Here is a 23,028-nt window from a genome sequence, read left to right as displayed (position 1 = left end):
ACTCCGCCCCCCGGCCCCCCTGCGACACAGAGCTCACGGCCGTGGTGGGTTGCTCCCGACCGTGTGGCGAGCCTGGGCACTGCAGCGGGTGTGCCGCCATACCCGCTCCCTGGGTTGTCCTGCGCCCACCGACGGACGGAGTGACTTGTGGCGCTACAAATCCCCGTCGCCTGTAGCGCGGAGGGTTACAGCCAGGCCCGGTCCGCGCGTCGATGACCGTCATCGATGGGCTCGATTGGGCCCGCCCGTCCCTCGTCGCTAGGTACGTGATGCCGCCACCCCGCACCGCGAGGAGGGCGAGATCGCATCCCCGCACCCGGGGATGCCCAGCAACGGGGAGCACCATGTTCAAGAAACTCATCCAGGTCCTTGTCCTCGCGAGCGCGGGGTGGAGCGCGGCAGTGGTCGCCGCGCCGCCCCAGGGCGCTCCCGTCGCGCGGGGGCTGTCGAGCCGCGAGGCCATCCAGGACTGGAAGAAGCAGCACGGCAACTGGGGGCGCTGGGGCCAGGAGGATCAGCTCGGCACCGCGAACCTCATCACTCCAGCCAAGCGCAAGGAGGCCGCGAAGCTCGTGCGCGACGGTGTGTCCGTCTCGCTGGCGCACACGCTGGAGACGCGGCAGGCCGCGGACGTCCCCTCACCGCTGGAGCGCCAGATGCTCTTCCACGGCGAGGCCCCCGAGTCCACGTACAGCGCGGACCACCTGGGCATCGGTTTCCATGGCTGGTCCCACACGCACCTCGACGCGCTCTGCCACGTCTTCGACGAGGGTCGGACGTACAACGGCTACCCGCAGTCGAAGGTCGATTCGAAGGGCTGCTCGGTGCTCTCGGTGAACGAGGTGCGTGACGGTCTGCTCACGCGCGGAGTCCTCATCGACATGGCCGCGTTCAAGGGCGTGCCGTACCTGGAGCCCGGGACGCCCATCCACGCGGCGGACCTGGAGGCGTGGGAGCGCAAGACGAAGGTGAAGGTGTCGAGCGGTGACGCCATCATCGTCCGCACGGGGCGCTGGGCCCGCCGCGCGGCGGTGGGTCCTTGGGATGTGTCCTCGAAGTCACCGGGACTTCATGCGTCCAGCGTGGAGTGGCTCGCGGCGCGCGGGGTCTCCATCGTCGCGACGGACGTCGGCCTGGACGTGCTGCCCTCCGGGGTGGAGGGCGTCGTGATGCCCGTGCACGTGTTGCTCATCAACACGCTGGGCGTCCACGTCATCGACAACGCGGACCCGGAGGCCCTGGCGAAGGCGGCGGCGGCTCGCGGACGCTACGACTTCCTCCTCAGCGTCGCGCCCCTGGCCATCGAGGGCGGGACGGGCTCGCCCGTCAATCCCATCGCGACCTTCTGACGGGAGCGCTTCGGGGGCGGGGGCGTCCTCGCCGCCACCCGGGTGGCGGTGTTGTCCTCGCCGCTCGACGTGGCGGCGAGGAACATGGCTTCGCGCAGCCAACGGTGGCCCGGGTCGGAGTCGCGCGAGGCATGCCAGCGCATCACGATGCTGTCCGCGGTCAATGCCAGGGGTGGCGGGCTCACGCTCAGGCCAAAGGCCTTCGCGCTCGCCAGCGCCGAGCGCCGGGGCAACAGGCCGAGCAGCCGCGCACCGCGCAAGAGGTGGGGCACGCTGAGCGCGTGGGTCGTCTGAACGGCCACGCGGCGGCGCAGGCGGAGCCTGGCGAGCGCATCATCCACCGCGTCGCCGGAGTCCGCCCGTCGCGAGACGCGAACGTGTGGAATGGAAAGGAAGTCCTCCAGGGACAGCGGCATGTCCACGCGCACGACGCTCGGGTCGAACACGACCAGATAGCCCCCGGCGCAGAACAGCCGCAGCTTGTGATGGGGGGCCTGCTCCATGGGTGGACCCACGAGCAGGTCCAACGAGCCGTCATCCAGCATCGCCAGCCCCCGCGCTTCCTGGAGCGGAGAGAGGGAGAGGGTGACGCCCGGGGCCTGCTCCGCGACGAGCGCGAGGAACGGCGGCACCAGCGAGGACTCGAGTCCGTCGGACAGGCTCACGCGGAAGTGGCGCTCCTGCGTGGCGGGGTCGAAGGGGCGCTGGGTGAGCACGGCCTGGAGGCACGCGAGCGCATTGCGCACGGGCTCCGCGAGCGCCTGCGCATGGGGCGTGGGGACGACGCCCGTGGGCGCGCGGGTGAAGAGCTCGTCGCCGAGCAGCTCGCGCAGACGGGCCAGGTGGTGGCTCATCGCGGGCTGGCCCAGTCCGACGCGGTGGGCGGCCCGGGTGACGTGGCGCTCGCGCATGAGGGCGTCGAACGCCACCAGGAGATTCAGGTCCAGTCGGGAGAGATGCGCGTGGTCGATGGGCTGCATGGCTTCGCGTCTCCTTGCCAGCCGCAGGGATAACGCAAAGCCGGCGCGGATGCCCGGGAGACGTGGCGCTAGAACGCCAGGTTGAGCTGCAGGGTGATGAGCTGGGAGGTGCCCGCGTCCTTGGGGATGACGACGGAGGCGGCTTCCGCTCCGGCGGCGGCCTCCTGGTGGGCCAGCTGGTATCGCAGCTTGACGGCGAGGTGCGGGGCGTTGACGAACCAGCCCAGCTGCGCCTCCGCGATGTAGAGCAGGTCGTCGTCCAGATCGAAGCTCGGGTTGAGGAAGCTCAGCCGCACGGCCGCGTCGAGCACCTTCTTGTAGAAGACATAGTCGGCCTGAACCCATGCGCCGAAGCTGGAGAAGTTTTGCGAAGCGTCCTGCGGGTCCGTCCGGCTGTAGTACAGCTCGCCGAAGAAGCTGAACCTGCGCGCCTGGATGAAGAGGTCCACGCCGCCGGTGATGAAGCGCCGGTCGCCTTCACGGAGGATCTGGAAGACACCGGACTCCGGGTTGAAGTTCTCCTTCACCTGCGTCACCTCGCCGCCCGCGCCCTGCAGGGTGAAGGACACGTTGAGCGGAGGCGGCTCCTTGTCTCCCGACATGATGTACGGCAGCTCGCCGTAGCCCGGCTTGCCCATGGGCGAGAACGTCGCGCGTGCGTTGAACTGGTACTTGCCGGGTTCGGAGCGGATGGAGCGCAGCGGCGAGCCGCCGAAGATGCCCACGTAGTACTCCAGGTGCTCCATCGTCCCGAAGATGGTCACGCCCTTGTCGCGGCCCGTCCAGTAGTAGTTGGCGATGGTGGAGAACTCGGGGAAGAGGATCTGCTGCGGTCCCCAGGACTCGTGCCGGCTGAGGGGCGTGTACTGCTGCCCCGCGCGGATGCCCACCTCGTCGATGGGCTGGATCTCCACCAGCGAGTCGAGCAGGTAGATGGGCGGGTCCGCCAGCTCCAGCGACGTCCAGAAGCGAATCCACGGCCGGTAGATGTTGCCGCGAAGGATGGGACGGAGGAACGAGAAGGCCGTGCGTGACTCCGCCTTGCCATCCAGGAAGACGGGCTCGAGCTTGTAGCCCGCCTGCAGGCCGATGCCGAGCAGGTAGTTCCCATCCTCCGACTGGATGTGGAAGCCGTTCTTCTCGTCGTAGCCCCCGGTGAGCGAGGGCTTCTTGTCGTCGTCCTTCTCTTCATCCTCGGCGTGGCCCACGGCCGGTACGAGGAGTCCACTGCCCATCGCGACGACGGCCGTCGCCACTCGCATCCAACGCATACCCTGTTCCCCCGAATGAGCGCTGCCCGCGCCTGTGCTCTCACGCGAACCCGAGCGGCACTCTGGGCACGCGACGGGGGGAAGGAAGCGTCACGGCGCGCGCGCTATCGCGGAGCGAACGACCGGGCCCCTTCCGCGACGGCTGACGGACAGCGGCCTCGTTCTCGCGGGTGGGGACTCGTGAACAGGTGTCGGGAGGCGACGCGTGAAGCGGGCGCTGAAGTCCCGCCGCGGAACGAGGGGGGCATGGTCAATGATGCGCGCCCGGCTCGGACGCGAAGGGCCCCTCCCATCCGGCGGGAGAGGCCCTTGCGTGTGGACCTGGGAGCGTGGCTACGGCGAGGGACGCGTCTTCTTGGGCTCGTCGCGCCCCGCACCGCCGGTGCCCTGCTGGCTGGCCGCTCCGGGCGTGGCGGCGTAGAGATTGTCCCCCAGCGAGTTGACGACCTGGCTGATGGCCCGCTGCGAGCGCACGCTGTTGCCCGCCTTGTCGAGCGGCGGCGAGAAGGCGGCGATGGCATAGCGACCGGGAACGACGGCGACGATGCCCCCGCCCACGCCGCTCTTGGCGGGGACGCCCGCCTGATAGAGCCACTCGCCGGTGCTCTCATACAGGCCGTTGGTCGCCATCAGCGCCAGCGTGCGGCGCGCCGTGTCCGGGCTGACGACCTTCTTGCCAGTGACGGGATTGGTGCCGCCGTTAGCCAGCGTGGCGCCCATGGTGGCGAGCTGCGTGGCCGTGACGTTGACGGAGCACTGCCGCGTGTAGAGGTCGAGTGCCTGCTCCCGGGGGGAGCCAAGCACCTTGTAGGAGTCCAGCAGCGCGGAGATGGACTGGTTGCGGGTGTTGGTCTCCGTCTCCGACTTGTAGACCTCCTGGTTCACCGGGAGGTCCGCGCCCGCGAAGTCGTTGAAGTTGTCGCTGAGCTTCTTCCAGCGGGCTTCGGGCGTTGCCGCCGGAATCATGCTCACGGAGGTGATGGCGCCCGCGTTGACCAGCGGATTGCCGGCGCGGTGGTCCTCGTTCATCTCGATGGCGACGATGGAGTTGAAGGGCTGCCCCGTGGCATCCACGCCAATCTTGTCCTCGACCTTCTTGGCGCCCACCTCGTCCATCAGCCGCGCCAGGGTGAATGGCTTGGAGAGGGATTCGATGGGGAAGGGCGAGGTGGCATCGCCCACCGTGTAGACCTTGCCCTCCACGGTGACGAGCGCGAGGCCGAAGAGGTTGGGGTTCACCGTGGCGAGGTACGGGATGTAGTCCGCGTTCTTGCCTTCCTTGGTGCCGCGGAACTGCTGGTGGGCTTTCTGGAGCGCCTGCTGAATCTCCGTCTCCGTGGGCATCGCCTCGTCGCCCTGGGAGGGGCGTGCGGCCGTGGAGGCGGCGTCCGACGGCTTCGTGGCCGTCTTGGGACTCTCGGCGAGCGCGATGCCTGGCCCCGCGAGGGTCATGAGGCACATGGAGAGCAACCAGCTTCTTCGACCACGGAGTGCGAGCTTCATGTCATCTCCTTCCAAGGACAAGGGCGCTCACGAGCGGACACATGACGCCCGGCTTTGGTGGTTGAGGAGTGAGGCCTCGGGGGACGCGCGGCAACTTCGAGAGCACCCGGGCAGGAGAGCCCCCGCGCCCATGCGTCCACGCGTGAGGCCAACGCCCCTCCCCGCCGTCCAGGCTTTGCCGTGGACGTGTGACGGCTACCTTGTCCGACGTCGTGCCGCACGGCGCTCCGCCGGTGCCCGTCGACAAAAAGGAAGGAGCGCCATGGCGGAGCCCATGACCTCGCTGGAGTCCGGAGTCCAATCCCACCTGCTGTCCGCGGTCTTGAATCCCGAGCAGGTCCGACTGGACGTCTGGAACCGCCTGCGGGAGGAGATGACCCGGCTGGAGGCGCGGTATTCGGAGGGACAGGTGTCCTCCGACGAGCGCGTGGCGCAACTGCTGTCGCTCTTCGCGGAGGTGCACCCCATCGAGCGGCTCTTCGTGTTTCCGGGCGAGGCGCGCCTGCTGCGCCTGGCGGAGATGGCGCGCCGACATGACGTGGAGGAGCTGGCCGAAGAAGTTCGGCGGCTGGTGGGGTTGTTGAGCCGTCACAGGGACCGCGCCTGCCTGGTGTCGGAAGTGGATGGCGAACGGTCCGGGGCGGTGGGGGAGCTGGGTCCGGAGGGCTCGCACTACTTCACCACGCTGGTGGTGGATGACATGGAGGCCGAGGACTTCGCGCGGGTCCATCGCGGCATGGTGGATGCGCAGCGCGGGGAGCGGCAGTTCATCTACGAACTGCTCCAGGTCCGCTCGGTGGAGGACGCGCTGATGGCGGTGCTCGTCAATGACGACGTGCAGGCCTGCGTCGTCCGGCAGGACCTGCCCCTGCGCTCACGCTCGCCGGTGAAGCAGCTGCGCTCCACGCTGGAGCCCATCCTGGCGGAGGCGGAGCGGAGGGGTGAAGCGGCGAGCCTCGTGGTGGCGCGCTGGGTGCGCCAGCTGCGCCCGCATCTCAACATCTACCTGATCACCGACGAGTCGCTGGTGAGCCGGGAGCTGCACACCGAGCGCCTCTTCGACCGCGTCTTCTACCGGTACGAGTCCGCGCATGAGCTGAACGTCACCGTGGTGGATGGCGTGCGCGAGCGCTACCGGACGCCGTTCTTCGATGCGCTCAAGCACTATGCCTCGCGGCCCATCGGCAACTTCCACGCTCTGCCGATTGCCCGGGGGCACTCCGTCTACAACTCGCGCTGGCTGCGAGACATGGGGGAGTTCTACGGCCCCAACCTGTTCATGGCGGAGTCGTCCTCCACGGCGGGCGGCTTGGATTCGCTGCTGGATCCCACCGGCTCCATCAAGGAAGCGCAGGAGATGGCGGCGCAGACGTTCGGCGCGCAGCGCACCTTCTTCGTCACCAACGGCACGTCGACGGCGAACAAAATCGTCCACCAGACGTTGCTCCAGCCGGGTGACGTGGTGCTCATCGACCGCAATTGTCACAAGTCCCATCACTACGGGCTGGTGCTGGCGGGGGCGCAGCCTTTGTACCTGGATGCGTATCCGGTGCGTGAGTACGCCATGTACGGCGGCGTGGCGTTGAGCACGCTGAAGGCGAAGCTGCTGGAGCTGAAGTCGGCGGGGCGGTTGGACAAGGTGAAGCTGGTGGTGCTCACCAACTGCACGTTCGACGGGCTCGTGTATCACCCGGAGCGGGTGATGGAGGAACTGCTCGCCATCAAGCCGGACCTGTCCTTCCTCTGGGACGAGGCGTGGTTCGCCTACGCCACCTTCATGCCGTTGGCGCGTCAGCGCACGGCGATGGCCGCGGCGAAGCGCCTGGCGGAGAAGCTGCGCAGCCGCTCCTATCGCGAGGAGTATCGGGCGTGGCGCGCGCGCCGGGGGGATGGGGACCCCGCGGCGGGTGCTCGGGCGATGGAGGAGCGCCTGATGGCGGACCCGGACAAGGTGCGGGTGCGCGTGTACGCCACCCAGTCCACGCACAAGTCGCTGTCCGCCTTCCGGCAGGGCTCCATGCTCCATGTCTGGGATGAGGACTTCGAGCGGCGCGCGTCGGCGGCGCTCACGGAGGCGTACTACACGCACCTCACCACGTCGCCGAACCATCAAATCGTGGCGTCGTTGGATTTGTCGCGGCGGCAGGTGAACCTGGAGGGCTTCGCGATGGTGAAGGAGGCGTTCCAGCTCGCGATGCGGACGCGGGAGCGCCTGCGGGAGGACCCGTTGCTTCATCGCTACCTGCGGCTTTTGGACGCGGAGCAGGTGGTGCCGGAGGTGTTCCGCAAGTCGGGGTTGAATCGCTACGTGGGCCCGGGCTCGGCGGGGGTGGATGACATGACGCGGGCGTGGAGCCAGGACGAGTTCGTGCTGGACCCCACGCGCATGACGCTCTTCACCGCGCTCACGGGGCGCAATGGCTTCGAGTTCCGGAGCAAGGTGTTGATGGACCGGCTGGGCATCCAGGTGAACCACACGTCCATCAACACGGTGTTGCTGAACGCGACGATTGGCGTCACGTGGGGTTCGCTGTCCTTCCTGTTGGATGGGCTGCGGCACGAGGTGGAGCGACTGGAGTTGGCGTTGTCCCAGTCGACGGAGGTGGAGCGCCGGTTGTTCGACGCGAAGGTGCGGTCCATCACCGAGGAGCTGCCGCCACTGCCGGACTTCAGTGGCTTCCATCCGGCCTTCCAGCCGTCAGGGGGCGTGGGAGAGGGAGACCTCCGCGCCGCGTTCTTCCTGGCGTACGGCGAGGAGAACTGCGAGTTCGTGCCCCTGACGGAGGCGGGCGCGGCGCTGGAGTCGGGGCGTCCGTTGGTGTCCACGCGCTTCGTGGTGCCGTATCCGCCGGGCTTCCCCATCCTGGTGCCGGGGCAGGAGGTGAGTCCAGGCATCGTGGAGTTCATGCGGAAGCTCGACGTGAAGGAAGTCCACGGCTACCGGCCGGAGCTGGGCCTGAGCATCTTCACGGAGTCGGCGCTGGAGCGCGTGGCGAGCGGAGGCGCGCGAGAGCTTCCAGAGCCACGGGCCCGAGGCACGCGTCATGCGCCAGGGAAAGGCCCGGTGCCCGCGCCGCACTGAGCCGCCAGCTCAGGCATGCCACGTGAGTGAGGAGTCCACCCTCGTCACGGCGGGGAGCGAGAAGAAGAACGTGGTGCCGAGGCCCGGCTGGCTTTCCACCCAGACGCGGCCACCATGGGCCTCGGTGATTCCCCTGACAATGGTGAGCCCCAGTCCGGCACCTTCCTTGTGCCGGCTCTTCGCCTGCCAGAAGGGCTCGAAGAGGTGGGGCAGGTCGTCGACCGGAATCCCGGAACCTGTATCGCTCACCGAGCAGCGAACCATGTCCCCCCACGGCTCCGCGCGCAGCGTGACGAACCCTCCCATCGGCGTGAACTTGAGGGCGTTGCCAATCAGGTTGGAGAAGAGCTGCAGCACCCGGTCCTTGTCGACGAACACGTCCGACACATGGGGCTCGACATTGAGCTGGAGGTGGACGGAGCGGGCGTCGGCGAGCGCGCGGTGTTGATCCAGCGCCTCCTGGAGCATCGCCACCGTCGACTCCGGCCGTCGGTCCACCGTGAGCTGTCCGCCTTGCATCCGCGCCACGTCCAGCAGGTCCTCTATGAGCGTGGTGGCGCGGATGACGGCCTTCTGGATGGAGTTCAGCGGCCGCGAGTCCGCGAGCCGCTCCTCCGGCGAGCGCTTCATCAACGTCCCCGCGCTCAGCGCGATGACATTCAGCGGAGAGCGCAGGTCGTGCGCCACGATTCTCAGCACCTCGTCGCGAAGGAGCGTGGCCTCCTCGGACTGGGCATGCAGGCTGGCGTTGTCGATGGCGAGCGCGGCGCGGCGGGCCACCTCCTCGACCAGCGCCAGGTCTCTTGCGCCATAACGCCGCCCGGACTCGGACGTTCCCAGGGCGACCACCCCGAGCGTGTGTCCGCGCGCGCTCAAGGGCACGACGATGCAGGACTGGGGCGCGAGTCTCCGCAACATGTCCAGGTGCTGGGGCTCCTCCGCCGACGCCTCCAGCAACGCCAGGGGCACTTCCTCGAGCAGCAGGGCCTTGCCTGACTTGAAGACCTCCGCCAGGAGGTGGCCTCGCCGGAAGGGCGTCTGTGGATACAGGTCGAACATCGCCTCCAGGAGTCCGGACTTCTCCGGCGAGGCGGCAAGGGATTGCCTGCGCAATACCCGTCCACCCTCGTCGAGCAACGCGACGAGGCAGAAGTCCGCGAGCGTCGGGACGACCAGCCGCGACACCGTGGAGAGCGTCGTCTGGGGGTCCAGGGAACTGGCGAGCCGAGGCCCGGCCTCCGCGAGCAGGAGCCAGTCGCTCTCCAGTCGCTTTCGCTCGGAGATGTCCAGGACCTGCGAGATGAAGTGCAGCGGCCTGCCCCGGGAGTCCTGAACGAGGGAGGCCGTCAGCAGCGCGTCGACCAGGTGCCCCTGCTTGTGGAGATAGCGCTTCTCCAACTGGTACGACCCCTGTTCCCCGTCGAGCAACCGCTTCACCACGAGCAGGTCCTGCTCCAGGTCTTCGGGAAAGGTGAGGTCGTGGAACGTCATCTGGAGCAGTTCCTCGCGCGAATATCCAAGGATCTGGCACAGCGCCTCGTTCACGTTCAGCAATCGCCCCTCCAGACTGACCAGGCACATGCCGATGGGCGCGTGCTCGAACGCGGCGCGAAAGAGCTCCTCTCGATTCCGACGGGCCTCCTCGGCCCGCTCGCGAGCACTGATGTCCCGGAGGATGACGACGCGCTGCTTCGTTCCATCCACCCACACGTCTGCCAGGGTGGCTTCCGCCGGGAACACCTCGCCCCCCTTGCGAAGCCCGAGGAGTCGACGGCGCTCCTCGCGCGGACTCACGCTGTCTCCCAGCGGCTCTTGCAACAGCAACCCCATGGGCTGTCCCAGCGCGTCGCTCACGCTGTAGCCGAAGATTCGCTCCGCGCCGGTATTGAAGAGGGTGATTCGCTGGCGCGCGTCGATGGTGATGATGGCGTCGGCCGCGTTGTTGACGATGCCGGAGAAGCGCGACTCCGAGTCGCGCAGCGACTTCTCCACCCCGCGCTGGCTCGCGTCCAACAGGGACAGGGCCTTCGCGTTGCGCGCCAGGATGGCCAGGAACGTGGCCACCGTGACGAGCGCGAACACGGAGGTTCCGAAAGGGGCGGAGTGAAGCCCCAGCCGCTCGCTGAACAGCCGCAGCCCCCAGACGATCAGCGGAATGAGGATGGTCGCTGGCAGCAACCTGCGCGCCATGAGGCCGCCCGCGTCATCCCGGAGCAGCACGCCCATCAGCCCCTGCCGGGGATGCACGGAGAGCACGCCGAGCGCCAGCATCAGGAACAGGAGCGCCGTGTGCAATGCCATGGGTGAATAGCTCCCGAGCCTGTCGAGCCCGGGCAGGAGCGTGAGCGGAGCATCCTCCAGGTACACGTAGCTGATGAGCGCCTGCGCGGCGATGAGCACGACGAGCAGCGCCAGGGGCCGGGCGGGATGCCAGCCTTCTCGTGTCCTGACGTGAAGCAGCAGCAGGGCACCACCCATCAAACAGAGGCTCAGCGCCGTCAGGGGAGAGGGGCGACCCGGCGGGCTCGGTGACAACCTGCGCAGCGTGTTCGCGAAGAGGAGGCGGTCGATGCCCAGGTCCGTTCGTGCCACGTACTGGACGAGCACGAGCCCTCCGAGCAGGAGGACGAACAGGGCCATGGCCTGTCCGGTCGTCCGTCTGAGGCGGTTCGTCGGCTTGTCGCGCAGCAGCCAGAGCGCCATGCCCACGAGGAGCAGGCCCAGGGCCGTGTTCGGCATCATCATCCCGGCACCCGGCAGGGTCACCACGCGGGTAAGCCGCTCGCTGGCGAGGGCCCAGCCGACCAGCGCCGTGGTCGTCACCAGGACGGCCATCAGGCACACGGCGGGGACCAGCCAGTCGAGCACCCTTTCGATTGGGTGCGGAGAGTCACTGGGGCGCGCTGCCGTCATGGGGCCGCGGTGGGTTCCGTCGCGAGGTCCGTTCAAAGGGTGCGAGCGTGGAGTTCACTCACCGCACCCGGGATGAAACTTCCATCCAGAAACCTGGAGATGCCCCGGCGCGAGGACCAGGGCGGGGCCCCGGTCAATCCACCGCCCGCCTCATCGAGTGCCCGCCTCGGGTGGCTCCTCCTGGGAGTGGGCCTCCCAGCGAATCCAGCGCAGGTCCCTGACGAAGAGGGTGTAGAGGACGGGGACGAGCAGCAACGTCAACACCGTGGCCACGGTGAGCCCGCCAATCTGCGCGTAGCACAGCGGTTGCCACAGCGGGCCGCCATGCAAGGCGAGTGGGATGAGGCCCAGCACGGTGGCGGCCACCGTCACCAGCACGGGCCGCAGGCGGTGCACTCCCGCGTCGAGCAGTGACTCGCGCAGGGACTCGCCGCGCTCGTGAGCCTCTTCGATGTAGTCGAAGAGGACGATGATGTGACTGACGATGACGCCCATCAGGCTGATGATGCCCAGGAAGGCCATGAAGCTGAACGGCGCGCCCATGATGACCAGGGACACCAGCGCCGCCGCCGCGCCGAAGGGCAGGGCCGCGAAGACGACCAGCGGTTTGACGGCGTTCTTGAACTGGATGACGAGCATCACGTAGATGGCGACGATGAGCATGCCCAGCACGACGACCATGCTGGAGAAGCTCTTCTTCTGTTCCTCCGCCTCGCCGCCAATCTCCATCGTGTAGCCGATGGGCAGGCTCTTCTGGAGTGCATCGAGCCCGGGGCGCGCTTCCTTCAGGATTTCCGACGCGAGGACGCCCTGTTGGGGAAAGGTGGAGACGGTGATGGTGCGGAACTGGTTGCGGCGGCGGATCTTCTCCGTCTGGAGCGAGTAGGTGACGACGGAGACCTGCCGCAGCGGGACTTTTTGAGGCCCCGTGCGGGAGCTGACGTAGAGGTTCTCGATATCGCCCAGCTGGGCGCGCTCCTCCGCGCGGAGCCGGGCGACGATGTCGATTTGATGAATCCCCTCGCGAAGCTGTCCCACCGTCATGCCATTCATGGCGACGGCGGAGGACGTGGCCACGTCCAGGTTGGTGACGCCCGCGAGGTTTGCCCTGTCCGGGTCCACCTCCAGCTTCACGGAGAACGTGTCACTGCCCCAGTCATCCCGGGTGCGAGCCGTCCCGGGGACGGAGCGGAAGAGGGCCTTGGCGCGCTCGGCGATATCCCGGAGCAGGGAGATGTCCTCGCCGGAGATGCGGATGGACACGGGGATGCCCACGGGCTTGCCGGTCTCCAGCTCCCGCACGTCGATGCGCGCGCCGGCGATTCGCCGTGACAGCGCCTCCTGGAACAGTGGCACCAACACGCGGGTGTCTTCCTTGTCTCGGACCTGGACCACGAGCTGTGCGTAGTTGAACTGTTGCAGCTCGGGCGCCACGGAGAACCAGAAGCGCGGCCCTCCGCCGCCGATGAACTCCGTCACCGACTCGAGGATTTCGTGGGGCGGGTCGTCGCCCTTCGCGTGGGCCTTGCCGTAGTCCTCGGCCACCTCCTGGAGGATGCGCGTGGCTTCGCGGGCCGTGTCTCGCGTGGCGGTGAGCGTGGCGTCCTCGGGCAGCCAGACGTCCACGTAGGACAGATAGGACAGGTCCTTGGGGAAGAAGGCGGACCTGACGCGGGTGCCCACCAGCGCGCCCGCGATGAGGATGACCAGGGCCACGCCGACGACGAGGAGGCGGTGGTCGATGGCCCAGCCGACGACCTGCTGGTAGCGCATCGTGAAGCCCCGCGTGCTCCGCTGCCCGGGCGCCAGCTCCGCGTGGGTGGGCGCGCGCAGGATGGTGGAGCCCAGCAGCGGGATGAACGTCATGGAGACGATGCGCGAGGCGACCAGGGACAGGGTGAGGACGATGGGCAGCGTGCGGATGAAGCGGCCCGTGTCCCCGGGCAGCGCGAGGAAGGGCAGGTAGGCGGCGATGTTGGTGAGGGTGGCGAAGAGGATGGCGGTGGCCAGCTTCGTGGGCCCGAGCCATGCGGCGATGCGCGGCTTCCAGCCCATGGACAGGGAGCGTTTGATGGCGTCGCTGGCGACCACGGGGTCATCCACCAGCAGGCCCAGGGCGATGATGAGCGACGCGATGGAGATCTGCTGGAGGTCCACGCCGAACACGTGCATCAGCCCGAAGGTCATCGCCAGGGTGATGGGGATGGACAGGGCCAGCAAGAGCGCGGTGCGCCACTCCCAGAAGCCGATGAGCGCCACGAGGACGACGAGGATGATGGCCTCGTAGAGCGACGACATGAACAGGTCGACGTTCTCCTTCACCTGGAGCGGCTGGTCCGACGTGCGACGGATGACGAGGTCCTCGGGCAGGAGTCGCTGGACGTGTGTCAGCTCCTCGCTCACCACCTTGCCGAAGTGGTCGATCTGCTCGCCGGGCCTCATGTTGACGGCGAGGGTGATGGCGCGGTTGCGGACGAAGTGTCCCTGGGCGTCTCGCGCGTCCAGGTAGTTCAGGAAGCGGGGCGGGCTCTGGTAGTCGCGGCGCACGTCCACCAGGTCGCGCAGGTACACCGGGGAGCCGCCGCTGGGGGTGGTGAGGATGTCACCCAGTTGCGTCTCGCTGGTGAGCTCGCCGGACGGGTCGATGGTGATGCTCTTCCCGCCAATCTCCAGGATGCCGCCGGGCGCGGTGATGTTGCGCGCGGAGATGATGTTGGCGAGCCCGGACTGGTTGACGCCATAGGAGGCGAGCCGCTCCTGGGAGTACTCGAGATAGATTTTCTCCGGCAGCACGCCGCTGCGGGTGACCTTGGAGACGACGGGCAGGCGCTGGAGGTGACGCTGGAGGGTGTCCGTGAAGTCGTCGAGCTGCCGGTGGGTGTAGCGGTCCCCCGCGTTCTCCGTGAGTCGCGCCCGTGCGTCCTTGGGTGAGCGCACGACGATGGGGCGCCACACGTCGGGGTGGAGCTCGGAGAGGCTCAAGTGGTCCTGGGCGAACGCGCGCAGGTGTTCCAGCAGCGCCGGGTCCTCCAGCGACGTGGCCATGTCCACGCCGATGAAGCCGGGGCTCTGGATGAGTCGGGCGTCGTCCGTCTCTGGCAGGGTGTCGAAGAACCTGCGCGCCTGGTCTCCCAGCCGCTGCATGGACGTCGCGTTGATGGCGGGTGGGAAGCTCACCACCACCGTCGCACGGGGAGCGTCGGAGGCCGCGGCGGAGCGCACTTCCTCGATGGCCCGGGCGATGGCGCGTGAGCGCAGCTCCAGCTCCACGTCGTTCGCCTTCGGGCTTGCCACCGTGAGCATCAGCGTGGCGGTGTCGCCGAAGTCCTTCAGGAACTGCACGGGGCCGGCGCCGCCAGGCAGGTCCCGTATCGTGTCGAGCCGTCCCTGGATGTCGTCGAACTCCTTGGCCCGGTCCGTCACGTCCTCCTTCAGCGTGACGTAGACGACGGAAAGGCTGGTGCGGCTGATGGACTCGATCTTCTCGACGCTGGCGTTCTCGGAGATCTTCTGTTCGATGCGGCGGGTGACGAGCTGCTCGATCTTCTCCGCCTCGGCGCCGGGCCACAGGCAGGTGGCCACCGCGACGCGCACGGCGATGACGGGGTCCTTCGCCTTGGGCATCTTGAAGTAGCCGTAGACACCCCACGCCAGGGTGAAGGCGAGGAACACCCAGGCCACCTGGCGTTTCTCCGTGAAGTAGCGCGCGGTGTTGTGCTTGTGGCGCACCAGCGCTTCGTCGCGAGCCCGCTCCGCCTGCTCCGGAGTCGGAGGTGTCCCGGGCCCGTCGGTGGGGGCGCTCAAGGAATCACCTCGACCGCTTCACCGTCCGACAGGAGGCTGGCGCCGGTGACGACGATGCGCTCACCGGCCTGGAGCCCTTGCTTCACGGGGATGACGTTGCCCAGGTACTCGCCGAGCGTCACCTCGCGGGCTCGTACCAGGGCCTTGCCGTCCTGCTCCTGGAGGATGAACACGGCGAAGCCGTCCGGCTTGCCGGGCGCGCGGACGATGGAGGACAGCGGCACGAGCAGCTCGGGCTGGAGTCGGGCGGAGCCTCCATCGCGCAGCGACAGCGCGGCCACCATGCCGGGCTTGAGTCGCTGGTCGGCGTTGGGGATGGAGACCTCCACGGCGAAGACGCGACTCTTCGGGTCGGCGGAGGGGGCGATGCGGGAGATGCGTCCCTCGAACTGCTGGCCGGGGAAGGCCTGGGTGATGACGGCCTGGGGCGCACCGAGTCGGACATTGGGCAGCAGGGTGTCCGGGACGCCGAACACGACGCGGACGGTCTGCGTCTCCGCGACAGAGAAGGCGACGGTGCCGGGCGCGGCCAGGGCGCCGACCTCCACGGCGCGCTTGAGCACCACGCCCGTCAACGGCGAGCGCAGCTGGGTGTCGTCGAGCGCCGTGCGGGCTTCGTCCACGCGAGCCTGGGCGACGGCGGCGGCCGCCGCGGCGCTGTCTCGCTGGGTGCGTGCGGCGTCGAGCTGCGCGGGTGTCTGCACCTCGGCGTCGACGAGCTTCGTCGTGCGGTCGAAGTTGATCTGCGCCTGTTCCTGGGCGGCACGGGCCTGGGCGAGGGCCGCGCGGGCTTCGGTGAGCTTCTGCGAGTAGTCCGTCTTGCGCAGCGCCGCCAGCTCCGTGCCCTCGCGGACGTTGTCGCCTTCCTGGAGGAGGCGGGGGCGGCCGTCGACATCGCGCACCTTGGCGATGGACTCCACGTAGCCACCGACCTTGAAGGCCAGGTCCACTCGGGTAGCCGGCTGAATCTCCGCGGAGAAGCGCGCGTTCGCCGTCGTCCCGGCGCGGCCCACGGTGGCGATGCGCACCGCGGTGGGAGGTGCGGGCGGAGGCTGACTTCGTCCGCAGGCGAGCCCGAGCAAGGCCCACCCGAGGAGAGTGAAGGCCTGGAACGACATCCTCATGGTGCGGGCTCCTGCGATGCGGCAAGCGTGTTGCGTGAAGGACAGCCCCGGAGGACCGGGGCCATCTCGTGGGAAAGCTCACCACGCTGAAGCGGCGTCTCGGGTGTGGGTACGGGGTGGTGGGCGTTGCGTGTCACGCGCTCGACAGGGATGAGCGCGGGGATGCTCAGAGGACGACGAGCAGCCCGAGTGAAGCTGTCGGGTAGACCTGCCGCAGCTTCAACTCACCGGCGGTGACGCGAAGGGCGCGAGTGTCCGTGAAGGTGAACCCAGGCCCGCCGCGCGCCGTCAGTCCGAGCCGCCCGGCCCCCGGCCGCCACATGACGCCCACCGCCGGCTCCAGGAACGCCGTGGTGCTGGCGCCCTGCGACGGGCCCTTGCCGGAGCGGGCCACGAACTCCTCGAAGCCCGCGGTCACGCCCACGAACGGACGCAGCGCCCCATTCGCGAGCGTCAACACCGTGTAGCGCGCGTCCGCGCCCACCGCGTAGTTGAGCTTCACCTCGCCCAGCTCCGCCCCGTCGAAGCGCGTCCTCACGCCCACCGTGTTGCCCCACTGGCCCGCGCGCGTCATCAGGCCGAAGGAGAAGGGCCCGTCGAACGACGGCGAGATGTCCAGCCGGATGCCGTACATGGACGCGTCCAGGGCGGGAGGCTGGAACTCCAGCAGCACCGCGCCTCGCCGCTCCCGCTCCTGCGGCGGAATCCGCTCCCCGGCGTCATCGGCCAGGGCCGGCGCCCCCAGCAATGCCACCGACGCCAGGACCGCCTTCAGGGCTCCTCGTGACTGGATTCGCATCGTGCTCTCCTCTTAGTCATTCGACTAAATTAGTTACACGACTAACTAAAACCGGGCTCGAGGGATGTCAAGGCGACCGGGCAGCCGGGGTGGGGCACCCTTGCGGGTGGGTGTGTGGCGTCCTAAGGGGGGACAGATGGCCCGTCCACGCAGCGGAAAGACACCGTCCAGTCCTCCCCCGGAGCCGGCGGCCCCGGGCGTGCCGGATGCGCGGGAGCGCCTCATCGCCGCGAGCTCACGCGTGCTCGCGGAGCGTGGCTACGACGCGACGACGGTGAAGGAGGTGGCGCGCGTGGCGGGGGTGAACCAGGGCCTGGTGCACTACTACTTCGGCAGCAAGGACGCGCTGCTGCTGGCCGTCACACGCGAGCACAGTCAGCAGTACGCGGAGGAGCTGCGCCAGTTGCGGGAGGAGACGCCGCTGGAGCAACTGGCGGACACGAGCTTCGCGTGGGGAGAGAGTCACCTGCGCGAGTCACCCGCACAGTTCCGCCTGCGCTATGAGCTGTTCGCGTTGGGGCTGCGCAATCCGGAGCTGACCTCCGCCGTCGCTGAGCTCCAGGCCCAGGGCGACATGGAGGTGGCGCGGACGGTGGCCCTGTACCGGGGTGGGGACGCGGCGAAGCCGGAGCCCACCGACATGCACTACGCGGTCATCATCAAGGCCTGCTTTGATGCGCTCGCGCTCCAGGCGCTGTTGGATCCGAAGTTCGACGCGGCGCCCATCTACGCGCTCTTGAAGCGCATGGTGCTGTCGAGCGTGGATGGACCCGGGAGCGCGAAGCCCGCGCGGCGAGGGACCAAGGGGCAGGCACGGCGAGGGAAGACTCCGGCTCGCCGTCGTCGGGTGCCTCGGCCGCCTCGCTAGAGGGCGGTGCGTTGTCCTGGCGTGAGGAACCTCACGCGTCGGTCTCCGCGAAACGCGGTGCGTACGTCGGCCTCGGTGGAGAGGGGCTCGAAGGTGCCGTAGTGCATGGGGATGATGAGAGAGGGGCGGAAGTACTTCCGGATGGCGAGCGCCGCGGTGCTCGGCCCCAGCGCCCAGCGTCCACCACCGGCGGCGAGCAGCACGATGTCCGGATGGAAGAGTTCCTGGATGAGCGACATGTCGCCGAAGAGCCAGGTGTCTCCCGTGTGGTAGAGCGAGCGCCCGTCCGCGAAGGTGAGCACGTAGCCCAGTGGCCTGCCCCCGGGCTCTGTCGAGTGCATGGCGGGCACGGCATGGACCTGCACGTCGCCGATTGTGAAGCCACCGCCCACGTTGACGCTGTGCTGCTGCGCCTCGGGAATCTTCATGGCTCGCAGGTGCTCACCCGTGGTGACCACGAGGGCACCTGTCACGCGGGCCAGCTCGGGGACATCACCGGCGTGGTCACCATGTGCGTGCGTCACGAGAATGGCCGCGGGTTTCTCCTCGGCGTAGCGGGTGAGTGACTTCCACTCGGTGGGGGTGCTCGGGTTGTCCGTCAACCAGGGGTCGATGAGCAGGCGCGTGCCTCCGGGCGAGATGACCTCGAACGCGGCGTGGCCGAGCCACGTCACGCGAAGTCCGCTGGAGGGTTCGAGGGTGGCGCTCACGGTGGACGTGGGCCGGGGCGCCGACGCGGCGAAGGCGGGCATTGCCAGCGTCAGCGAGAGCAGCAAGCACGGCATGAAGGGGTGGGGGCGGCTCATCGACACTCCTCGGTCGAACGGGCTCGCGACCGTGGAGGCGCGAGCCGTCATGGGGTGCACCGAGGAATAGAAGGGGGACGGCGTGCGGGGCTTGGGCGTTATTGACGTTGAATCGCGCGCGCGTACTGGCCCGGAGTCATCCCGACGATGCGTCCGAAGTGGCGGTTGAGCTGGCTCTGGTCATAGAGCCCGACCTCCGCGGCGACGGTGCCCGCGGCGAGTCCTTGTGCGAGCAGCGTCCTCGCCCGGGCCACGCGCAGATGCGTGACGTACTCGTGCGGTGGAAGTCCCAGCTCTGAGCGGAACACACGCAGCAGATGGAACTTGTTGAGTCCCACCGCGGACGCGAGCGTCTCCAACTCCACGTTCAGGGTGAAGCTCGCGTGCAGGTACTCGCGGGCGCGTGACACCGCGGCGCGGTGTGGGGCAGGGGAGGCCGGGGGCTTCGTCTCTCCGTACTCGGTGAGCAGGGCCTCGAGTGTCTCCGCCACCAATGATTCGCACTCCAGTGTGTCCTGCGTCCTCCGGGCCAGTGCGTCATGGAGCGCGAGGGCCGTGAGTTCCGTGCGGCCCTCGCCCTGGGACAGCGCGGTGCGCAGATGGGGCGTCGCCGCGAAACCCAATTGGAGCGAGGCCTGTCGCACCAGCGCCGGCGAGAAGGCGACGGACTGCGCGGTGACAGGCGCGTGGACTCGCTCGTCGCGGTGAACCTCGCCCGGCTCCTTGAGCTTGATCCGACGTCCGGGGCCATGTGTCCAGGTGCGCTTGCGGTACCAGAAGTCGAAGGCACCCGCGTACGTCACGGTGAGGCCGTAGGCCGTGGAATGTCCCGTCCACAGGCGGGTGTCATTCTCCACTCGGACGACTTGCACCTCGGGAACCGAGAGAGGGCGCCAGGTGATGACGGTGGCGGGGCGCGCGTGTGGCATGGTGTTTCGTCCTTGATGCTTTCTATCTCACGTTTAGGGTGCTTCACGAGGTAAGGGGCGTCGTGACAGTCGGGGGGGCGCGCTAAAAGCGCTGAACCGGGCCTTTTCTGGCGGCCTACCGGGCCGGAGGATGGAGACATGCCAGGAGCCACAGGCGGTCAGAGCGTGGGGGGCGCACGCATGGGGACGGATGCGGAGGGCGCGTTGCGCGCGGTGCGGTCGCTCGTGGAGCTGGACGAGACGGAAGAGGCGGCACAGCTCTACGAGGAGCTGGGGGCCTCGCAGCGCGAGCGACTCCGAAAGCAGGCGGCGCAAGGGCCGGCCAAGGAGCGGCGAGGCCTGGTGGAGGTGCTGCGCCGCGCGCGCGACTTCCTGGGTGCCGCGCGATTGATGGATGGCAGCGGCGACGACGCCGCGGCCGCGGACCTCTACGTCCAGAGTGGTCAGTACATGGAAGCGGCGGAGGCGTGGCTGCGCGCGGGAGACTCCGAGCGAGCCGCCGCGGCCTTCGAGCGGGGCGGAGCCCTGGAGCGCGCGCTGGAGGTCTATCGCGGCCTGGGGGCGCGGGAGTCCATGGCGCAGTGCCTGGTCCGGCTCAAGCGGCTCTTCGACGCGGCGGACCTCTACCGTGAGCTGGGCCAGCCGCACGCGGAGGTGGAGGCCCTGGGCGGCGTGACGCCCGAGGACCCTCGCTACATCGAAGCGGTGCTGCGCATGTGCCGGCTGCTGGACGTGGAGGGCTTCACGCACCAGGCGCTCGCCGTGCTGGTGGACGCGTTGGCCAGCTCCGAAGTGGCGCGCTCGGAGCCCGCCATGGTGACCGAGCGGGCACGGCTGCTGCGGCGCATGGGGATGAACGCGGAGGCGGAAGCCGTGCTCGGCCGACGCAACGCGACCAGCGCCACGCCGGTGGCCAACGGCTATCGTTTCCTCAAGGCCATTCCCATTTTCAGCGAGCTGACCCTGGAGGACATGAAGGACCTCTACCGTCAGGCGCGGCAGGTCGTGCTCGCGCAGGACTCGGTGGTGCTGGAGAAGGGCGAGCCGGGGGTCGGGTTGATCGTGCTCCTGGAGGGGACGGTGGACGTCTTCAGCGGTCCGGAGGCGGACGCCCGTCAGCTCAACTCGCTGGGACCGGGCGCGTACCTGGGAGAGATTTCGCTGGTGCAGGACGCACCGGTGTCCGCCCACGTGCGGGCACGCACGGCCGTGCGCGCGCTGCGCATCAGCCGTGTCGCCTTCGAGCACTACCTGGACACGCACGAGGCCGCCGCGCTGCGCATCTACCGCCTCTTCACCCAGAACCTCGCGGAGCGGGTGCGTGCCCTGAGCACCTGACGTCGCGACGGCACGGCGTCACTTCCAGGCGCAGCCCTTGATCTTCTTGCAGAAGGCCGAGTTCGTGGCCTTCTTGCAGTCCATGGCGATGCCCATGCACATCTTCGAGGCGTACGAGTAGGAACAGCCGGGCTGGCTGTTGCAGAAGACGCTCGAATACACACCGCAGAAGGTCGCCTTCCCGGTGCACTGGCCGCCGCCTTCGTTCGCCGCCGTGTCCTCCGCGGCCTTCTGCGTCCCGTCCTTCGGGGGCGACTCCTTCGCCTTCCCGTCCGCCGAGTCCTGGGGCGCGGGGGAGGCGGGTTTCGCCTGGGTATTCTTGTTTTTTGTGTCGGAGGAGGGCCCCTCCGCGCTGGCGGGAGCACAGGCGAGCAGCACCGCGGTCGCCAATCCCATGACGAGTCCCAGCCGCTCTGCGTGGCGAAGCATATGCCGTCCTTTCGGCGCGGAGCCCGGTGGCCCCGCCGTGGTTTGAACAGGCCAGTGTAGAGGACTCCTTCCGGGCGTGGGGGTGGTGGCGTGCTCGGCGGCCTGCCTCACCCAAGGGGGTGGGTCCTTTTCGCGCGACTGTCATCGACGGGGATGGCTCGCGCGGATAACATGCTGGGCTTCATGGCCAGGCAGGATGGCGCCAGCGAAGATCCCGACCGGGGGCGGCGCATCGGAAAGTACGAAATCCTCACCCGCCTCTCGATGGGCGGAATGGCGGAGCTTTTTCTCGCCTTCACCTCGGGACCGGGCGGCTTTCGAAAGTTCGTCGCCGTCAAACAGATCCTCCCGGACATCAAGAAGGACGAGCAATTCGTCCAGATGTTCCTGGATGAGGCGCGAATCACGGCGGCGTTCTCGCACGCGAACATCGGGCAGGTGTTCGACCTGGGCGAGGACGGCGGCGAGCTGTACCTGGCCATGGAGTTCCTGCCCGGGCAGAACCTGGAGCAGGTGGTCAAGGCCTCCACGCGGCAGCAGTACGGGTTGCCGCTCGGCTTCATCGGGCGGGTGATTCGCGATACCTGCCTGGGGCTGCACTACGCGCACCACTTCACGGACCCCTCCGGGCGTCCGGTGTCGGTGGTGCATCGCGACGTGTCTCCGAAGAACGTGATGCTCACCTATGACGGGGTCGTCAAGGTGATCGACTTCGGCATCGCCAAGGCGCGCGGCCGGCTGGGCCGCACGCAGGTGGGCACGGTGAAGGGGACCAGCGGGTACATGTCCCCGGAGCAGGTGCGTGGCCAGGGGATGGATGGCCGCAGCGACTTGTTCTCCGTGGGGGTGATGCTGCACGAGATGCTCACCGGCCAGCGGCTGTTCAACGGTCCGCACGAGGCCGCGGTGATGCTGCAGATCGTGGAGGCGAACGTCGTCTCGCCCCGCGCGGGCAACCCGGACATTCCGGAGGCCCTGGACGCGGTGGTGATGCGCGCATTGTCGCGCGACGTGGCGCAGCGCTTCGCGAGCGGCCGGGAAATGGCGCGCGCCATCGAGGCGGCGCTGGGGCCGGAGCTGTTCGACGAGGACGGCATCACCGAGGTGATGGGCGCGCTGTTCCAGGAGAAGCGCCAGAAGACGCGCACGCTCCTGGAGCTGGCCAGCAGCGCCGAGGACGCCCGGGTGAGCGAGGTCGCCGGTGCGCTGCAACAGGATGAAGTGGCCGAGCCCGGAGCCGCCACGCGGGTTCCCACCCCGCGAGCGAAGGTTCCGCCAGCAGGGCCCTCTTCGACGGCGGTGCAGAGCCGCACGGACGTGAGCAGCGCGCCCAAGCCGGTGCCGCAGCGACGTCCAGCGGCGCCGACGGATTCGGAGCTCTCCACCCGCGTGGGGGTGGGCAGCGCGCCCAAGCCGACGCCGCAGCGCCGGCCCGCCACGCCGACGGACCCGGAGATACCGACGCGCGCGGGTGCCGGCAGCGGGCCCAAGGCCGTGCCGCAGCGAAGGGCCGCGTCCGAGCCCACCTCGGCGACGCCGCGCAAGCCTCGGCTCGCCCTGGAATCAGGGCTCTCTCGTACGCCCCGGCCCCGACCCGAGGAGTCCGCGGAGGATGCGGAGTCTCTCGACGAGCCGAGCGACCTCTCGACGCAGCAGTTCCGCACCCGTCCGCCGCGTCCCGGAGCGAATCAGGCGGGCGCGCGAGCGGGGCGTGGCGCCACGCGAGGTGACGCGGAACGCTCGGACACGCCTCGGCAGACGCCCGTCGCCAAGCCGCCGTCGCGCTGGATGGGGCGGCTGGTGATGCTGGTGGTCCTGGGCGGGTTGGGCTGG

15 protein-coding genes are annotated in these 23,028 nt (G+C 68.8%); 5 read left to right on the top strand and 10 right to left on the bottom strand.

Going from position 1 to position 23,028, the window contains the following annotated elements:
• Nucleotides 1-344: 344 nt before the first annotated feature.
• Nucleotides 345-1,349: a cyclase family protein gene (locus tag FJV41_RS34150; RefSeq protein WP_141646788.1), complete on the top strand. Its 1,005-nt coding sequence runs from the start codon at nt 345-347 to the stop codon at nt 1,347-1,349.
• Here FJV41_RS34150 and FJV41_RS34145 read toward each other — a convergent pair.
• The 3 genes from FJV41_RS34145 to glsA all read right to left on the bottom strand — a co-directional run bounded on the left by FJV41_RS34145 (nt 1,268) and on the right by glsA (nt 5,103).
• Complete coding sequence (locus tag FJV41_RS34145) at nt 1,268-2,329, bottom strand: LysR family transcriptional regulator (protein ID WP_174487070.1); 1,062 nt, start codon at nt 2,327-2,329, stop codon at nt 1,268-1,270. The genes FJV41_RS34150 and FJV41_RS34145 overlap by 82 nt on opposite strands.
• 68 nt (nt 2,330-2,397) lie before the next feature.
• The gene (locus FJV41_RS34140; RefSeq protein ID WP_141646786.1) at nt 2,398-3,600 is read right to left on the bottom strand and encodes a porin; all 1,203 of its coding nucleotides are present in this window, start codon (nt 3,598-3,600) and stop codon (nt 2,398-2,400) included.
• Nucleotides 3,601-3,933: 333 nt separating this feature from the next.
• Nucleotides 3,934-5,103 carry a glutaminase A gene (gene glsA / locus FJV41_RS34135; protein WP_141646785.1) on the bottom strand — a complete coding sequence of 390 codons (1,170 nt, stop codon included), beginning with the start codon at nt 5,101-5,103 and terminating at the stop codon, nt 3,934-3,936.
• A 262-nt stretch (nt 5,104-5,365) separates the two neighbouring features.
• On the opposite strand from glsA, the gene FJV41_RS34130 reads away from it, so the two are divergent.
• A complete protein-coding gene (locus tag FJV41_RS34130; protein ID WP_220137921.1) occupies nt 5,366-8,185 on the top strand; it encodes an aminotransferase class I/II-fold pyridoxal phosphate-dependent enzyme in 2,820 nt (939 codons plus the stop codon).
• Nucleotides 8,186-8,194: 9 nt separating this feature from the next.
• Here FJV41_RS34130 and FJV41_RS34125 read toward each other — a convergent pair whose 3' ends face one another.
• The 4 genes from FJV41_RS34125 to FJV41_RS34110 all read right to left on the bottom strand — a co-directional run bounded on the left by FJV41_RS34125 (nt 8,195) and on the right by FJV41_RS34110 (nt 16,825).
• Nucleotides 8,195-11,053, bottom strand: coding sequence for a PAS domain-containing sensor histidine kinase (locus tag FJV41_RS34125; protein ID WP_246137595.1), 2,859 nt, complete (start codon nt 11,051-11,053; stop codon nt 8,195-8,197).
• A gap of 195 nt (nt 11,054-11,248) precedes the next feature.
• Complete coding sequence (locus FJV41_RS34120) at nt 11,249-14,902, bottom strand: efflux RND transporter permease subunit (protein WP_141646783.1); 3,654 nt, start codon at nt 14,900-14,902, stop codon at nt 11,249-11,251.
• Nucleotides 14,899-16,026 (bottom strand): efflux RND transporter periplasmic adaptor subunit, encoded by a 1,128-nt coding sequence (locus tag FJV41_RS34115; RefSeq protein ID WP_141646782.1) that lies wholly within the window; start codon nt 16,024-16,026, stop codon nt 14,899-14,901. Before FJV41_RS34115 ends, FJV41_RS34120 begins: the two co-directional genes overlap by 4 nt.
• Before the next feature lie 166 nt (nt 16,027-16,192).
• On the bottom strand, nt 16,193-16,825 hold the full coding sequence (locus FJV41_RS34110; protein ID WP_141646781.1) for a hypothetical protein: 633 nt from the start codon (nt 16,823-16,825) through the stop codon (nt 16,193-16,195).
• Between the two features lie 136 nt (nt 16,826-16,961).
• Here FJV41_RS34110 and FJV41_RS34105 point away from each other — a divergent pair, with 136 nt between their 5' ends.
• Entirely contained in the window at nt 16,962-17,693 is a 732-nt protein-coding gene (locus FJV41_RS34105) for a TetR/AcrR family transcriptional regulator (protein ID WP_141646780.1), read from the top strand.
• Here the strand turns inward: FJV41_RS34105 and FJV41_RS34100 are convergent.
• Both FJV41_RS34100 and FJV41_RS34095 read right to left on the bottom strand, forming a co-directional pair.
• A complete protein-coding gene (locus FJV41_RS34100; protein WP_181791121.1) occupies nt 17,690-18,499 on the bottom strand; it encodes a metal-dependent hydrolase in 810 nt (269 codons plus the stop codon). The two genes, FJV41_RS34105 and FJV41_RS34100, sit on opposite strands and share 4 nt — an antisense overlap.
• Nucleotides 18,500-18,597: 98 nt before the next feature.
• Nucleotides 18,598-19,428, bottom strand: coding sequence for a helix-turn-helix domain-containing protein (locus FJV41_RS34095; protein ID WP_141646778.1), 831 nt, complete (start codon nt 19,426-19,428; stop codon nt 18,598-18,600).
• A gap of 138 nt (nt 19,429-19,566) precedes the next feature.
• Between FJV41_RS34095 and FJV41_RS34090 the strand changes: the two genes are divergently transcribed.
• On the top strand, nt 19,567-20,766 hold the full coding sequence (locus FJV41_RS34090; RefSeq protein ID WP_141646777.1) for a cyclic nucleotide-binding domain-containing protein: 1,200 nt from the start codon (nt 19,567-19,569) through the stop codon (nt 20,764-20,766).
• A gap of 18 nt (nt 20,767-20,784) precedes the next feature.
• Here FJV41_RS34090 and FJV41_RS34085 read toward each other — a convergent pair whose 3' ends face one another.
• Nucleotides 20,785-21,195: a hypothetical protein gene (locus FJV41_RS34085; protein WP_141646776.1), complete on the bottom strand. Its 411-nt coding sequence runs from the start codon at nt 21,193-21,195 to the stop codon at nt 20,785-20,787.
• 183 nt (nt 21,196-21,378) lie between these two features.
• Here FJV41_RS34085 and FJV41_RS34080 point away from each other — a divergent pair.
• A partial coding sequence (locus FJV41_RS34080) for a serine/threonine protein kinase (protein WP_141646789.1) occupies nt 21,379-23,028 on the top strand: 1,650 nt, incomplete at its 3' end.

Source organism: Myxococcus llanfairpwllgwyngyllgogerychwyrndrobwllllantysiliogogogochensis (genome assembly GCF_006636215.1).
Classification (GTDB): Bacteria; Myxococcota; Myxococcia; order Myxococcales; family Myxococcaceae; genus Myxococcus; species Myxococcus llanfairpwllgwyngyllgogerychwyrndrobwllllantysiliogogogochensis.
This window is presented reverse-complemented; position numbering and strand designations above follow the sequence as displayed.

What these genes read in the sequence shown, in the direction of transcription:
- FJV41_RS34150 (WP_141646788.1), top strand. Translation starts at nt 345, where the DNA reads ATGTTCAAGAAACTCATCCAGGTCCTTGTCCTCGCGAGCGCGGGGTGG.
- FJV41_RS34145 (WP_174487070.1), bottom strand. Translation starts at nt 2,329, where the DNA reads ATGCAGCCCATCGACCACGCGCATCTCTCCCGACTGGACCTGAATCTC.
- FJV41_RS34140 (WP_141646786.1), bottom strand. Translation starts at nt 3,600, where the DNA reads ATGCGTTGGATGCGAGTGGCGACGGCCGTCGTCGCGATGGGCAGTGGA.
- glsA (WP_141646785.1), bottom strand. Translation starts at nt 5,103, where the DNA reads ATGAAGCTCGCACTCCGTGGTCGAAGAAGCTGGTTGCTCTCCATGTGC.
- FJV41_RS34130 (WP_220137921.1), top strand. Translation starts at nt 5,366, where the DNA reads ATGGCGGAGCCCATGACCTCGCTGGAGTCCGGAGTCCAATCCCACCTG.
- FJV41_RS34115 (WP_141646782.1), bottom strand. Translation starts at nt 16,026, where the DNA reads ATGAGGATGTCGTTCCAGGCCTTCACTCTCCTCGGGTGGGCCTTGCTC.
- FJV41_RS34110 (WP_141646781.1), bottom strand. Translation starts at nt 16,825, where the DNA reads ATGCGAATCCAGTCACGAGGAGCCCTGAAGGCGGTCCTGGCGTCGGTG.
- FJV41_RS34105 (WP_141646780.1), top strand. Translation starts at nt 16,962, where the DNA reads ATGGCCCGTCCACGCAGCGGAAAGACACCGTCCAGTCCTCCCCCGGAG.
- FJV41_RS34100 (WP_181791121.1), bottom strand. Translation starts at nt 18,499, where the DNA reads ATGAGCCGCCCCCACCCCTTCATGCCGTGCTTGCTGCTCTCGCTGACG.
- FJV41_RS34095 (WP_141646778.1), bottom strand. Translation starts at nt 19,428, where the DNA reads ATGCCACACGCGCGCCCCGCCACCGTCATCACCTGGCGCCCTCTCTCG.
- FJV41_RS34090 (WP_141646777.1), top strand. Translation starts at nt 19,567, where the DNA reads ATGCCAGGAGCCACAGGCGGTCAGAGCGTGGGGGGCGCACGCATGGGG.
- FJV41_RS34085 (WP_141646776.1), bottom strand. Translation starts at nt 21,195, where the DNA reads ATGCTTCGCCACGCAGAGCGGCTGGGACTCGTCATGGGATTGGCGACC.